The sequence below is a fragment of the Burkholderia sp. JKS000303 genome, from assembly GCF_002563755.1.
GTDB lineage: Bacteria > Pseudomonadota > Gammaproteobacteria > Burkholderiales > Burkholderiaceae > Burkholderia > Burkholderia anthina_B.
Genome location: NZ_PDBZ01000005.1, coordinates 118,976 through 133,172 on the forward strand (window position 1 = coordinate 118,976; position 14,197 = coordinate 133,172).

General features: G+C 64.7%; 10 protein-coding genes. All 10 read right to left on the reverse strand.

Annotated features, from left to right (window positions below):
• Positions 1-259: 259 nt before the first annotated feature.
• The 10 genes from BX604_RS36915 to BX604_RS36965 all read right to left on the reverse strand — a co-directional run bounded on the left by BX604_RS36915 (position 260) and on the right by BX604_RS36965 (position 14,196).
• The gene (locus tag BX604_RS36915; protein ID WP_098557139.1) at positions 260-985 is read right to left on the reverse strand and encodes an amino acid ABC transporter permease; all 726 of its coding nucleotides are present in this window, start codon (positions 983-985) and stop codon (positions 260-262) included.
• 2 nt (positions 986-987) lie between these two features.
• Positions 988-1,710 carry an amino acid ABC transporter permease gene (locus BX604_RS36920; RefSeq protein ID WP_098557137.1) on the reverse strand — a complete coding sequence of 241 codons (723 nt, stop codon included), beginning with the start codon at positions 1,708-1,710 and terminating at the stop codon, positions 988-990.
• A gap of 115 nt (positions 1,711-1,825) precedes the next feature.
• Positions 1,826-2,641, reverse strand: coding sequence for an ABC transporter substrate-binding protein (locus BX604_RS36925; protein WP_098557142.1), 816 nt, complete (start codon positions 2,639-2,641; stop codon positions 1,826-1,828).
• A gap of 490 nt (positions 2,642-3,131) precedes the next feature.
• Positions 3,132-4,436, reverse strand: a complete 1,305-nt coding sequence (locus BX604_RS36930) for an MFS family transporter (RefSeq protein WP_098556834.1) — start codon at positions 4,434-4,436, stop codon at positions 3,132-3,134.
• 233 nt (positions 4,437-4,669) lie between these two features.
• Positions 4,670-6,349: a SpoVR family protein gene (locus BX604_RS36935; protein WP_098556836.1), complete on the reverse strand. Its 1,680-nt coding sequence runs from the start codon at positions 6,347-6,349 to the stop codon at positions 4,670-4,672.
• The gene (locus BX604_RS36940; RefSeq protein ID WP_098556838.1) at positions 6,346-7,614 is read right to left on the reverse strand and encodes a YeaH/YhbH family protein; all 1,269 of its coding nucleotides are present in this window, start codon (positions 7,612-7,614) and stop codon (positions 6,346-6,348) included. Before BX604_RS36940 ends, BX604_RS36935 begins: the two co-directional genes overlap by 4 nt.
• Before the next feature lie 125 nt (positions 7,615-7,739).
• A complete protein-coding gene (locus BX604_RS36945) occupies positions 7,740-9,662 on the reverse strand; it encodes a PrkA family serine protein kinase (protein ID WP_098556840.1) in 1,923 nt (640 codons plus the stop codon).
• A 524-nt stretch (positions 9,663-10,186) separates the two neighbouring features.
• Positions 10,187-11,956 (reverse strand): methyl-accepting chemotaxis protein, encoded by a 1,770-nt coding sequence (locus BX604_RS36955; RefSeq protein WP_098557145.1) that lies wholly within the window; start codon positions 11,954-11,956, stop codon positions 10,187-10,189.
• Positions 11,957-12,238: 282 nt separating this feature from the next.
• Positions 12,239-13,168 carry a ribokinase gene (gene rbsK, locus BX604_RS36960; protein ID WP_098556844.1) on the reverse strand — a complete coding sequence of 310 codons (930 nt, stop codon included), beginning with the start codon at positions 13,166-13,168 and terminating at the stop codon, positions 12,239-12,241.
• Positions 13,165-14,196: a LacI family DNA-binding transcriptional regulator gene (locus BX604_RS36965; RefSeq protein WP_098556846.1), complete on the reverse strand. Its 1,032-nt coding sequence runs from the start codon at positions 14,194-14,196 to the stop codon at positions 13,165-13,167. Before BX604_RS36965 ends, rbsK begins: the two co-directional genes overlap by 4 nt.
• Between the last annotated feature and the right edge of the window lies 1 nt (position 14,197).

A 14,197-nucleotide genomic window follows, 5' to 3' on the forward strand; every position in this document is an offset into this window, starting at 1 on the left:
ACAGTATTCCTAACTATTATCCACAAAACCGTTGCCGGATAAACGTTTCACGGAACAACCTATAATTTACGGGGCTGAGCGGGCGATATGGATCTTTCCGTGTGCCGTCTTCAACACCCACTACAGCGCGTCCTGATGCGCTGACTCGCCCGCCGCCGCTCGTGCAGCGGCGGCACGGCATGCTGCGGATGTCCGCAGACCATCACGACCGGGAAGCTGCCGCGCGCATCGAGCATGCGTGCCCGAGTGCGGCACGCCGTCACCGCGCCGGTTCCGTGCGCTCGGTCGTCGCCTGCGCAACGCGCTCCGCGCGCGGACGACGCGTCAGCAGCCAGCGCGCCGCACCGTCGAGCGACGTGCACAGCACCAGATAGATCACCGCGACGAACAGGAAGATCGGCGCCGGGTAGATCATCAGCCGGTTGTTCACCTGCGTCGCGACGAACGACAGTTCCGGCACGCCGACGATATACGCGAGCGACGTGTCCTTCACGAGCGCGACCCACTGGTTGACGAATGACGGCGTCATGATCCGGATCGCCTGCGGCAGCAGCACGTAGCGCACCGTCTGCCAGCGCGTGAGCCCGAGCGACAGCCCGGCCTGCCACTGCCCGTCGCCGGCCGCGACGATGCCCGCATGCACCGCGTGCGCGAGATACGCACCGCCGATGAGTGCCAGCGCGCAGACGACCGTCGCGAGCCCCGGCACGTCCATGTGCAGCAGCATCGGCATCAGGAAGTACGTCCAGAAGATCAGCATCAGCACCGGAATCGCGCGAAAGAAGCCGATGAACGCGAGCAACAGCACGCGTGCCGGGCCGCGCGCGAGCGCCATCGCGACACCAAGCGCCACGCCGAGCACGGCCGACGCAAGCGCCGACGCGATCGCCAGCACGAGCGACAGCGCGGCGCCGCCGAGCGGGCCGTCCGGAAACGCACCGACGAGCAGGTACGGCAGGTTGGAGAGCAGCAGCGAGACATCCATCGTCAGCGCCCCGCCCCGAGCCGGTCGCGCCATTGCGTGGCCGCGTATGCGCCGGCCTCGATCGCGGCGACTGCGGCGACGTACAGCACGGTCGCGACGCCAAACGCGGCAAACGTCTTGAACGTTTCCGTCTCGACCTGCCGCGATGCGTACGACAGCTCGGCGACGCCGATCGCCATCGCGAGCGACGAATTCTTCACGAGATTCATGTATTGACCGAACAGCGGCGGCAGCGCGATGCGCACGGCCTGCGGCAGCACCACGTAGCGCAGCGACTGCAGCGGCTTGAGGCCGAGCGCCGCGGCCGCGTCGTGCTGCGCACGGCGCACGCCGCGCAGGCCCGCTTCGCACTCCTCGGCGACGAACGCGGCCGTATACGCACTCAGTCCGATCCAGCCCGCGACGAATTCGAACGACGGCCATGCGAGCGTGAGCGGCCCCATGCTCACCTCATGCCGCGCGTTCAGCCACGCGGTCCACGTGTCGGGCAGCAGCGACGCGACGCCGAAATACCAGAACAGCAGTTGCACGAGCAGCGGCGTATTGCGAAACGCGATGACGCAACCGGTCGCCAGCCAGCGCGGCGCGTTGCCGCGCGCATGCCGCATCACCGCGAGCAACAGCCCGCCGACGGTCGCGGCAACAGCCGACGCGGCCGCGAGACCCAGCGTGAGCAGAAAGCCCTGCCAGAGCCAGGACAGATATTTGGGAGCCAACCCGAGCATGCTGTGATGCGCGCGCAGGACGCGCGACAAGAAAAGACGGATGGAAACGGAAAACGCCGCGAACCGCGCACACGGGCACGGCCGGCGGCGGAACGCGGCGCACGTCGCGCTCGGCTCAGGTCTTGTCGCCGATACGGAAGATGCGCGTGAGCGGCGTCTTCGTCGTCGGCCCGAACCACGCGTCGTAGATCTGCGTCGCACGGCCGTTTGCCTCGAGCCCCTTGAGCGTGTCGTTCACGAAGCCGAGCAGGCGCGTCTCGCCCTTCGGCACGCCGACGCCCATGTAGTCGTTCGAAATCGTGAACGCCGGGATCTCGTAGTTCTGCTTGTCGGGCACGTTCGCGAGCAGGCCGATCAGCTTCGGTCCGTCCTGCGTGATCGCCTGCACGTTGCCCGCGCGCAGCGCGGCGAATGCGAACGGCGTGTCGTCGTACGCGACGATCGTCGCCTTCGGGAATTTCTCGCGCAGCGTGATTTCGTTCGTCGTGCCCTTGTCCGCACCGACGCGCAGGCCGTTCAACTGGTCGGCCGATTTCAGCACGCCCTTCTTCGCGAGGAACTGCTGGCCCGACGAGAAATACGGAATGCTGAAGTCGACCTGCTTCGCGCGTTCGTCGGTGATCGTGAAGTTCGCGAGCACCAGATCGACCTTGCCGGAGGTCAGGAACGGAATGCGGTTCGCCGGGTTGGTCGGCTGAAGCTGAAGCTTCACGCCGAGCTTGTCGGCCAGCGCCTTCGCATAGTCGATGTCGAGGCCGACGATGTGATTGCTCTTGCCGTCGACATAGCCGAACGGCGGATTGCTGTCGAACGTCGCGACGCGTAGCACGCCGGCCTTCTTGATGTCGTCGAGCCGGTCCGCATGCGCGACCGTGCCGGCCGTCACGAGTGCTGCCCCGACGAGCCACGTAGCGAGAGTGTGGAATTTCATGAGCACGACCTGATTTGTTATGAAGGCCGCCGCGGATCGCGCGGCGGCGGGTTCGAGGAACATCGCGACGCAGTGTGTTGTCGCGAAGCCGCTAACGTATCAGCGCGTGCGGCGAATCCGAACCAACAAATGGTGCTTTGCTCTGCGGCATTCGTGATGAGGCGTGCAGGTCGCGGGCACGCCGATTCCGGCCACCAAAAAAGACGCCCGCTGCACGCAGCGGGCGAGAATCCCAGTCAAGGAGGTGTCACACGAACTACGGGTTCAGAATAAGCGCATCGGCCGCGGCGGACAACGAAGCGATTTCGATAACGATATCGCGCGCGCCGCGATGCGCTTGCACGTGTGGATGCGATCCCGCGCCGGATGAAAAAACGGCGCGCTGCCTGTGTGGCGGCGCGCCGTCGTATTACGTGCTGCGTACTGCCGTGCTGCATGCCGCAGCGGACGACCCGGCCACATCGGCCGGGCTGCCCGATCGATCACGCGATCACGGTTCGTGACGCAGATACCCTTCCTTGCTCGGATCGCGCATCCGCCACGACACGATCAGCGAAATCGCGCACAGCACCGTCACGTACCAGTAGAAGGTTTCCTCGCTACCGATCGACTTGAACCACAGCGCAACGTACTCGGCCGAGCCGCCGAAGATCGCGTTCGCGACCGCATACGACAGGCCGACACCCATCGCGCGCACCTCCGGCGGGAACATCTCGGCCTTGATCAGGCCGCTGATCGACGTGTAGAAGCTGACGATCGCCAGCGCGATCGTGATCAGCACGAACGCAGACACCGGGCTCGTCACCGTCTTCAGCGTATGCATCAGCGGCACCGTGCCGATCACCGCCAACGAGCCGAACAGGATCATCGACGTGCGGCGGCCGATCTTGTCGGACAGCGCGCCGAACACCGGCTGCATCAGCATGTAGACGAGCAGCGCGACGGTCATCACGTTGCTGGCCGTCTTCGCATGCATGCCGGCCGTGTTCACCAGGTACTTCTGCATGTACGTCGTGAACGTGTAGAAGATCAGCGAGCCGCCGGCCGTGAAGCCGACCACCGTGAAGAACGCCCCTTTGTGCTGCCACACGCCGCGGATCGTGCCGGCGTCCTTCTTGTCGCGCGATGCGCTCGTCGACGTTTCGTCGAGCGACTTGCGCAGGTACAGCGAGATCAGCGCGGCCGCCGCACCGCAGACGAACGGAATGCGCCAGCCCCACGCCTTCAGTTCGTCATGCGACAGCGTCTGCTGCAGGATCACGAGCACCAGCAGCGCGCACAGCTGGCCGCCGATCAGCGTCACGTACTGGAACGACGCGAAGAAGCCGCGCCGCCCCTTCAGCGCGACCTCGCTCATGTAGGTTGCGCTCGTGCCGTATTCGCCGCCCACCGACAGGCCCTGGAACAGGCGTGCGACCAGCAGCAGCGCCGGTGCGAGCGCGCCGATCTGCGCATAGGTCGGCAGCACCGCGATCACGAGCGAGCCGCCGCACATCATCAGCACCGAGATCATCATCGCCGCGCGGCGCCCGTGCCGGTCGGCGATGCGGCCGAACAGCCAGCCGCCGATCGGACGCATCAGGAAGCCCGCCGCGAACACGCCGGCCGTGTTCAGCAGCTGCGTCGTCGTATTGCCGCTCGGGAAGAATGCCGGTGCGAAATACAGCGCGCAGAACGAGTAGATATAGAAGTCGAACCACTCGACGAGGTTGCCCGATGAGGCGCCGACGATGGCGAACACGCGCCGCCGGGTGTCATGCGCGGACAGCGCAGCTTGGTCGGTCTGGACGTCCATGGGTTGGTCTGTTCCTTTTAGTGCTTTCTGGGCGAGACGGCTGGGGGCCGCCGCGTGCGGTCGCACGTGGCACCGGTTCCGGCGCACGGCGCTACGGGATTTTAGCGAAATGTAAAGTAACAGGCTCTCCGGGTTCGTCCGGATGTAGAAAATTTTTCTCTCGTCGCGCGCTCGTCATATGAAAACGCCAGCCCTCAGGCTGGCGTTTCATGCAAACAATGTTCGATCGACGCTCAGACGTGCACCTCCGGCGGCACGTAGCGGCACTCGTAGCGCTTGCGCACGGTGCCGGCCTCGTCGACGCTTTCCAGGAACACGTCGAACTGCCAGAGCCGCGCCATGTGCTTGAGCACTTCGTCGCTGTCGTTCGATAGATGGCGGTTGTCGGTCATGAAGTGACGCAGCGTGAGACTGCGGTCGCCGCGCGTGTTGACCGCCCACACCTGGATGTTCGGTTCGCGGTGATGGATGTCGTACTGCCGCGACAGCGCCTGCCGCACGTACTGGTAGCCGGATTCGTCGTGGATCGCCGACACCTCGAGCGAATCGCGCATGTCATCGTCGAGCACCGAGAAGAGCCGCATCTCGCGAATCAGGTTCGGCGACAGATACTGCGCGATGAAGCTCTCGTCCTTGAAGTTGCGCATCGCGTAGTGCATCGCCGGCAGCCACGGCGTGCCCGCGATCTCCGGAAACCACTTGTAGTCCTCTTCCGTCGGCGACTCGCAGATCCGCCGGATGTCGCTCATCATCGAGAAGCCGAGCGCATACGGATTGATCCCGCTGTAATACGGCTTGGTGACAGGCGGCTGGTAGACCACATTGCTGTGCGAATGGAGGAACTCCATCATGAAGCCGTCTTCCAGCTTGCCCTGGTTGTAGAGCGTGTTCAGCAGCGTGTAGTGCCAGAACGTTGCCCAGCCTTCGTTCATCACCTGTGTCTGCCGCTGCGGATAGAAGTACTGGCCGATCTTGCGCACGATGCGGATCACTTCCCGCTCCCACGGCTCGAGCAGCGGCGCGTTCTTCTCCGCGAAATACAGCAGGTTCTCCTGCGGCTCCGGCGGGTAGCGCTCTTCCTGCTCCTCCATCTGCTCGGGCTTCTTGCCCGGCAGCGTGCGCCACAGCTCGTTGACCTGCGACTGCAGATACGCCTCGCGTTCGCGCCGCAGCGCGGCTTCCTTCGACAGCGACGGCTTCTGCGGCCGCTTGTAGCGGTCGACGCCGTAGTTCATCAGCGCGTGGCACGAATCGAGCAATTCCTCGACGCGATCGAGCCCGTAGCGTTCCTCGCATTCGGCGACGTAGTTCTTCGCGTACACGAGATAGTCGACGATCGCGTGCGCGTCGGTCCACAGCCGGAACAGGTAGTTGCCCTTGAAGAACGAGTTGTGTCCGTACGCCGCGTGCGCGATGACGAGCGCCTGCATCGTCATCGTGTTCTCTTCCATCAGATACGCGATGCACGGATTCGAATTGATGACGATTTCGTACGCGAGGCCCATCTGGCCGCGGCGATAGCTCTTCTCGGTCGCGAGGAAGTGTTTGCCGAACGACCAGTGACGGTAGTTGACCGGCATCCCGACCGACGCGTACGCGTCCATCATCTGCTCGGCGCTGATCAGTTCGAGCTGGATCGGATAGATGTCGAGCTCGTATTGCTCGGCGACCTGCGCGATGTGCGTGTCGTATTCCTCGAGCAGTTCGAACGTCCAGTCGGACGGGCACGGCAGCGGCTTGCGTTCGGCAACGTTCATACGCGCTTCCTTTCGCCCGGCTCCGGGCAAGTCGGCGGCCGGCGCCGACGCGTCGGTCCGGCCGCTTTGCTGCGATGCGGCAGGGCCGGTCGTGTCGTCGCCGGAAGGGCGCGGCGCATAGCCGCGCGACTCGTTGTGCAGGTGGCGAGTCGTCATGACATTTCCACCTGTTTTTCGAACAATTCGCGAAACACCGGGTAAATGTCGGCAGCCGATTCGACCTTTTTCATCGCGAGATGCGGTTGCGACAGCGCCAGTTGCGCGTACTCCAGCCACAGGTTCTGCTCTTCCGGTGCGACCTGGATATACGCGAAGTAGCGCGTCTTGGTGAGGATATCCTCTTCCAGCATTTTGCGACACTTCGGCGAATCGTCGGTCCAGTTGTCGCCGTCCGACGCCTGCGCGCCGTAGATATTCCACTCCGTCGGCGAGTAGCGCTCGTTCATCACCTTGCGCATCAGCTCGAGCGCGCTCGACACCACCGTGCCGCCGCTTTCGGTCGAATGGAAGAAGGTGTCCTCGTCGACTTCCTCGGCACGCGTATGGTGACGGATGAACACGACCTCGATGCGCTCGTAGTTGCGCTTCAGGAACAGGTACAGCAGGATGAAGAAGCGCTTCGCGAGATCCTTGCGCTGCTCGTCCATCGAGCCCGACACGTCCATCAGGCAGAACATCACGGCCTGACTCGACGGCTGCGGCTGCTTCACGCGATTGATGTAGCGCAGGTCGAACGGATCAATGAACGGAATCCGCCAGATGCGCCCTTTCAGGTGATGGATCTCGGCTTCGAGCGCCGCGATTTCGGTGCGACGGTCCTCGGTGTCGTTCTTCAGCGTCTCGAGTTGCGCCTCGAGTTCGCGCAGCTCGTTGACGAGCGGCGAGCCGAGCGCGATGCGCCGGCCGAGCGCGCTTCTGAGCGAACGCACGACGTCGATGTTGTTCGGCGTGCCTTCCGCCGACCAGCCCGCGCGCACGTTCTTCCAGCTCGGCACCGTCAACAGGTGCGTCTTCACGAGGCGCGGCAGTTCGAGATCGTCGAAGAAATACTGCATGAATTCGTCGCGGGACAGCTCGAACACGAAGTCGTCCTGCCCTTCGCCCTCGTTGCTCGCCTGACTGCCGCCGCCGCCCGAGCCGCCTTGCGGACGCGGAATCTTGTCGCCGCGGACGTAGTCTTCGTTGCCCGGATGCACGTACTCGCGACGCCCGCCCGGCGCGTGCCGAAAATTCGGCTCCGCGATGTCCTTGCGCGGGATCGTGATGCTCTGCGTGCTCTGGATATCCTTGATGCTACGGTCGCGCACCGCGTCGGACACGGCACGACGAATGTAGTTCTTGACGCGACGCAGAAAGCGTTCGCGATTGGCGATGCTCTTGTTCTTGCCGGCCAGCCTGCGGTCGATGATTTGATGAAGCACTCCCGGTCTCCCGCTCGAAAGTCGATCTGCCGGGGCACTCGCCGCGCATGCCGTCTGCCGTCATGCGGGCGGCGCCTCTGAAGGCGCCCGCGCGGACGAACCGCACGGGCGCGGTACCGCGCGCGTCATGACGACTTGCGCACGCGCAGGTACCAGTCGCAAAGCAGCCTCACCTGCTTCGGCGTATAGCCCTTCGCGACCATCCGGTTCACAAAGTCCTCATGCTTGCGCTGCTCCTCTGCCGAACCCTTCGCGTTGAACGAAATGACCGGCAACAGTTCCTCGGTATTCGAGAACATCTTCTTCTCGATCACGACACGCAACTTCTCGTAGCTCGTCCACACGGGGTTCTTGCCGGCGTTGGCCGCCCGCGCACGCAACACGAAGTTCACGATCTCGTTGCGGTAATCCTTCGGGTTGCTGATCCCGGCCGGCTTCTCGATCTTCTCCAGCTCCGCATTCAGTGCGGCGCGGTCGAAGCTCTCGCCCGTGTCGTGATCGCGGAATTCCTGATCCTGAATCCAGAAGTCCGCATACGTGACGTAGCGATCGAAGATGTTCTGCCCATACTCCGAATACGATTCGAGGTAAGCCGTCTGGATCTCCTTGCCGATGAACTCCGCATAGCGCGACGCGAGCACGTCCTTCACGAACGACAGGTATTTCTGCTCCGTTTCCGGCGGGAACTGCTCGCGTTCGATCTGCTGTTCGAGCACGTACATCAGGTGCACCGGGTTGGCCGCGACCTCGCTCGAATCGAAGTTGAACACGCGCGACAGGATCTTGAACGCGAAGCGTGTCGACACGCCCGTCATCCCTTCGTCCACGCCCGCGTAGTCGCGATACTCCTGGTACGACTTCGCTTTCGGATCGGTGTCCTTCAGGTTTTCGCCGTCGTACACCTGCATCTTCGAGAACAGGCTCGAATTCTCCGGCTCGTGCAGGCGCGACAGCACCGAGAACTGCGACATCATCTTCAGCGTGCCCGGCGCGCACACGGCTTCGGCCAGCGACGAATTGCGGATCAGCTTCTCGTAGATCTTCGTCTCTTCCGACACGCGCAGGCAGTACGGCACCTTCACGACGAAGATCCGGTCGAGCAGTGCCTCGTTGTTGCGGTTGTTGCGGAAGGCCTTCCATTCCGACTCGTTCGAGTGCGCGAGAATCACGCCGTCGAACGGAATCGCGCCGAATCCTTCGGTGCCCTTGAAGTTGCCTTCCTGCGTGGCGGTCAGCAGCGGGTGCAGCACCTTGATCGGCGCCTTGAACATTTCGACGAACTCGAGCAGGCCCTGGTTCGCCAGGCACAGGCCGCCGGAGTAGCTGTATGCGTCGGCATCGTCCTGTGCGTACTGTTCGAGCTTGCGGATGTCGACCTTGCCGACGAGTGACGAGATGTCCTGATTGTTCTCGTCGCCTGGCTCGGTCTTCGCGATGCCGACCTGCCGCAGGATCGACGGATAGCGGCGCACCACGCGGAACTGGCGGATGTCGCCGTTGTATTCATGCAGGCGCTTGACGGCCCACGGACTCAGGATGCTCTTCAGGTAGCGGCGCGGAATGCCGTATTGCTCTTCGAGGATCGGGCCGTCCTCGTCGTAGTCGAACAGGCCGAGCGGCGATTCGTTGACGGGCGAACCCTTCAGCGAATAGAACGGCACGCGCTCCATCAGTTGCTTCAGGCGCTCGGCGATCGACGACTTGCCGCCGCCCACCGGGCCGAGCAGGTAGAGGATCTGCTTCTTCTCTTCGAGCCCTTGCGCAGCGTGCCGGAAGTAGGCCACGACCTGCTCGATCACTTCCTCCATTCCGTAGAACTCACGGAACGCGGGATAGACCTTGATAACCTTGTTCGCGAAGATCCGCGACAGGCGCGGCTCGTTGCGAGTATCGATTTGTTCTGGTTCCCCGATTGCAGCCAGCATGCGTTCGCCGGCCGTGGCGTACGCTGACGGATCGTTCTTGCAGAGCGCGAGATACTCCTCCAGCGAGAGCTCTTCCTCTCGCGTTTTTTCGAAGCGGTTCGCGAAGCTGCTGTAAATATCCATGCTACCTCCCTCGCCTGAGTCTGAAGACGTGCTTGCCTTCGTATGACTGCGCAGAAGCAAGCGCGTTCGAATTCATCCTAAACCCTTTCTTATTTTTTTTCACGAACTCTTCGTATGAAGTTCGTCATTCTCGACAACACCGGTTGGACAATGCATTTCTACGCTTTACAATCAATCTCCCGAGCCGCAGAAACTGCATCCGCGGTGTCTCGTCGAGCATCGGAACATCTCGTGCGTTGGACGCTTCGGTCGTCGTCGCGGCGCCTCCACTTCTTCGTTCACACTCCCCTTCATCCCTATACGTTCGAGCGCTCGTGTGCGATGACGCGCGACGCGCACCGTTACAAATTTTTTTCACATCCTCGGAGATACCCGTACGCAGCACGGCGACAAAAATACGACGCGCGACGATACCCGATCGTTCACGTGCGCTGTCACATTCTGTCGGTCGCCGAAACGACGACGCCCGCATGCCGCGGGCGTCGTGCGCTACCAAATGGGGATAGATGCGCGATGCACGCGAATCAGAACGTCTCCCAGTCGTCGCCGCCGGCGGTGGCTGCAACCGGCGCGGGCGCCGCGGACGCAGTCACGGGTTTGCGAGCCGACGGAGCAATTGCCGTGCGCTTCGCCGGCGCATCGCGATCGTCGCGTGCCGGCGCCGGCGCGGGTGTCGCAGTCGATACAGGGGCAGGCATCGTGCGCGGCGCGTGACGCGCGGCAGCGACAACCGCTGCCGGCCGCGCCGCTTCGTCGTCGATCCGGAACACCGAAACCGTCTGGCGCAGGCGCGCGGCCTGTTCGTCGAGCGATTGCGCCGCCGCAGCCGCCTCCTCGACGAGCGCCGCGTTCTGTTGCGTCACCTCGTCCATCTGCGCGACCGCACGCGCAACCTGGTCGATGCCGCCGCTCTGCTCCTCGGATGCCGCTGCGATCTCGCCCATGATGTCCGTCACACGCTGCACCGCACCGATCACGTCGCTCATCGTGCGCCCCGCTTCGTCGACCAGTGTCGAGCCGATACGGATGCGGTCCACCGATGCGTCGATCAGCGCCTTGATCTCCTTGGCCGCGCTCGACGACCGCTGCGCGAGGCTGCGCACTTCGCCGGCGACCACCGCGAAGCCGCGCCCTTCCTCGCCGGCGCGTGCGGCCTCGACGGCCGCGTTCAGTGCGAGGATGTTGGTCTGGAATGCGATCCCTTCGATGATCGCGATGATGTCCGCGATCTTCGCGGAGCTGTCGTTGATCTCGCCCATCGTACCGACCACCTGGCCGACGACCGTATTCCCCTTGTTTGCAATGTCGGATGCGTTCGCGGCCAGCGAGCTTGCCTGCCGTGCATTGTCCGCGTTCTGCTTCACGGTGCCGGTCAGCTGCTCCATGCTCGATGCGGTTTCCTGCAGCGCCGCCGCCTGCTCTTCCGTGCGCGACGACAGGTCGATATTGCCGGCCGCGATCTGCCGCGCCGCGGTCGCGATCGACTCGCTGCCGCCGCGGACGGTGCGCACCGTATCGACGAGCCCGTGCTGCATCTTCGCGAGGCCCTCGAGCAGTTGGCCCATTTCGTCGCGGCGGCGCACGACGATCGCGCGTCGCAGGTCGCCCGCGGCGATCGCGTCGAAATGCGCGAGCGCATCCGCGAGCGGACGGCCGATCGCACGGCTGAGCGTCAGCCACGACAACGCCGCCGCGCCGAAACCGGCGACCAGCACGACGATCGACAGCACGCGCAGCATCTCGTACACCGATTCCGCGTGATTGAAGCTCGTCTGCGCATCGCGGAACTGGAAGCTGCGTAGCGCTTCGCTCGCGACCGCGAGTTCGTTGTAGCGCACCTGCAACTGTTTCGCGCCGTCGCCGATCCGGTCGTGCTGGTCCGAACCGACGATCCCCGCGAACGCGTCGCACGCGCTCTGCAGCGCCCGTCGCTTCGCGGCAACGTCCTGGGCGAGCCCGTCCTCCTCCGGCCCGCGCGGCAGCGCAAGGTACTTCTGCCACCATGCGTCCGACTGCGTACGCATGCTGCGGCTGCGCTCGACCGCTGCCGCCGCGTCGGGCGTGCCGGCCAGCATCACCGCGCGGTCGAGCGCCAGCCGCTCGCGCGCCGCGTACATTTCCGCGACGGCCACATTGACCGCGCTCGGCATCTGGTCGGTGAAAATTTCGCGCGTCGAGTCGTTCGAGCGCGTCATCCCGTACAGGCCGAGCACGCCGATCACCCCCAGCAGCACGGCGAGAAACGCCATCGTCAAACCGATGCGCGCACGAATCGTCAGGTTTGTGAAGACCATCATCCTTCCTGTTTTGCGTCGTCATGAACGGGCCGGGCCCGTTTTCGAAACAGTGTTTCGCCCGCTGCATTTACGACCGTGCGCCGCTCAACTTGATGGTATTGATCACTCTTTTTTCACCAATCACTCCAATAATTACAGATGCCTGAATAATGGGGGCGATTCAATGCCGATTCACGGAGCAGGAAGACGAGGCCAACGCCGCTTGCGCGACGACGCTCGAAATGAAACGGCCGGCCGCCTGCTGCTGCAGGCGGCCGGCCGCAAGGGAGGCAATCCGGTTTATTCGCCCAGTTCGGCGAGAGTGGGAATCGACGGCTGCGCACCCGCGCGGGTCACCGACAGTGCCGCCGCGCGCTGCGCGAAGCGAATCGCGCTATCGACGTCCTGGCCGGCTGCCAGCCGCGCGGCAAAACCGCCGATGAAAGTATCACCGGCCGCGGTCGTGTCGACCGCTTGCACGACCGGCGCCGGGTAATGCCGCGCCGTCCCGTCGGCCGTCAGCACCAGCACGCCGCGTGCGCCGAGCGTGATCAACACGTTGCGCGCCCCGGCCGCCTGCAGCGCGCGCGCCGCGACCTGCGCGTCGTCCGGATCGCGCACCGGCAGTCCGGTCAATGCGGCGGCCTCGACTTCGTTCGGGATCAGGTAATCGACGAGCGGCAGCCAGCCGTCCGGCAGCGGCGCGACGGCCGGGGCCGGATTGAGCACCACCGTGCGGCCGAGCCGCCGCCCGGCCGACAGCGCCGCGAATACGGCGTCCGGCGGGGTTTCGAGCTGGCAGATCAGCACGTCGGTCGCAGCCAATGCAGCGTCGTGCCGCGCGACCGTATCGGGCGTGACGTCGCCGTTGCCGCCCGCAACGATCACGATCGTATTCTGGCTCGCGTCGTCGACGACGATCAGCGCGACGCCGGTCGACGCCGCCGCACTGGTCGCGAGCCCCGTGCAGTCGATGCCCTCCGCTTCGAGACCGGCCCGCAACGCCGCGCCGTGCGCATCCGCGCCGACGCAGCCGATCATCGCAACCTGCGCACCGAGCCGCGCGGCCGCGACGGCCTGGTTGCCGCCCTTGCCGCCCGCCGCCTGCGCATACGCATGGCCGGCGAGCGTTTCACCCGGCAGCGGCAGCCGCGGCGAGCGCACGACGAGATCCATGTTCAGGCTGCCGACCACCGTCACGCGGCCGGCCGCCGCTGCGCGCGCCGTCATGCGTGGGTGCCGGGTACGGCCGGCTCGCGGTACACCGACGTGGATTCGCGCAGCACGAGGCGCGGCGACACGACGCGACGACGGCTCGGCGCGGACGTCGAGCCGCCGCCGATCCGCTCGATCAGCGTCTGCGCGGCCATTTCGCCGAGCGCGCGCACCGACTGGCCGACCGTCGACAGCGCCGGATACGTGTAACGCGAGAATTCGATGTCGTCGAAGCCGATGATCGAGCAATCGTCCGGCACGCGCATGCCGCGCTCGGCCGCCGCACGCAGCGCGCCGACGCCCATCAGGTCGTTGCCCGCGAAAATCGCGCTCGGATGCACCGACTCGAACAGCCGCGACGCCGCGTGATAGCCACCGAGACACGAGAAATCGCTTTCCGCGATCGCGCCCGGCACGATGTCGATCCCGCGCTCGGCCATCGCGCGGATGAAGCCGTGCACGCGCATTGCGCTGACGGCCGTGTCCGTCGGCCCCGTGATGCAGCCGATCTTCGCGTGCCCGAGTTCGAGCAGGTGGCGGGTCGCCAGGTACGCGCCGCGTTCGTGATCAATCTGCACGAGATCGGCCGCAAGCCCCTCGATGTTGCGATCGACGACGACGAGCGGCGCATGCGCGTCCGCGAGCGTCTGTGCCAGCACCGCGTCCTCGCCCGCCGACGCGACGATCAGCCCGTCGATGCGCTTTTCCTGCAGCACGCGCAGGTAGTTGCGCTGCTTGACGGGGTCGTCGTCCGAATTGCAGAAGAACACGCAATAGCCGTTGGCCGCGCACTGATCCTCGATGCCGCGCGCAAGCTCCGCAAAATACGGATTCGTGCTGTTCGGCACGACGAGGCCGATGGTCGCCGTCGAGCGCGCCTTCAGCGAGCGCGCCACGGCCGATGGCACGTAGTTCAGCTCGCGGATTGCGCCCTCGACCTTCGCACGCACATCCGCGGACACCGGCCGCGAATTGTTCACCACGTGCGAGACGGTCGTAAACGACACGCCCGCCATGGCTGCCACATCCTTGATCGTCGCCATT

Excerpts from the sequence above, each read along its gene's own strand:
- BX604_RS36915 (WP_098557139.1), bottom strand. The coding sequence starts at position 985 with ATGGATGTCTCGCTGCTGCTCTCCAACCTGCCGTACCTGCTCGTCGGT.
- BX604_RS36920 (WP_098557137.1), bottom strand. The coding sequence starts at position 1,710 with ATGCTCGGGTTGGCTCCCAAATATCTGTCCTGGCTCTGGCAGGGCTTT.
- BX604_RS36925 (WP_098557142.1), bottom strand. The coding sequence starts at position 2,641 with ATGAAATTCCACACTCTCGCTACGTGGCTCGTCGGGGCAGCACTCGTG.
- BX604_RS36930 (WP_098556834.1), bottom strand. The coding sequence starts at position 4,436 with ATGGACGTCCAGACCGACCAAGCTGCGCTGTCCGCGCATGACACCCGG.
- BX604_RS36935 (WP_098556836.1), bottom strand. The coding sequence starts at position 6,349 with ATGACGACTCGCCACCTGCACAACGAGTCGCGCGGCTATGCGCCGCGC.
- BX604_RS36945 (WP_098556840.1), bottom strand. The coding sequence starts at position 9,662 with ATGGATATTTACAGCAGCTTCGCGAACCGCTTCGAAAAAACGCGAGAG.
- BX604_RS36955 (WP_098557145.1), bottom strand. The coding sequence starts at position 11,956 with ATGGTCTTCACAAACCTGACGATTCGTGCGCGCATCGGTTTGACGATG.
- rbsK (WP_098556844.1), bottom strand. The coding sequence starts at position 13,168 with ATGACGGCGCGCGCAGCGGCGGCCGGCCGCGTGACGGTGGTCGGCAGC.
- BX604_RS36965 (WP_098556846.1), bottom strand. The coding sequence starts at position 14,196 with ATGGCGACGATCAAGGATGTGGCAGCCATGGCGGGCGTGTCGTTTACG.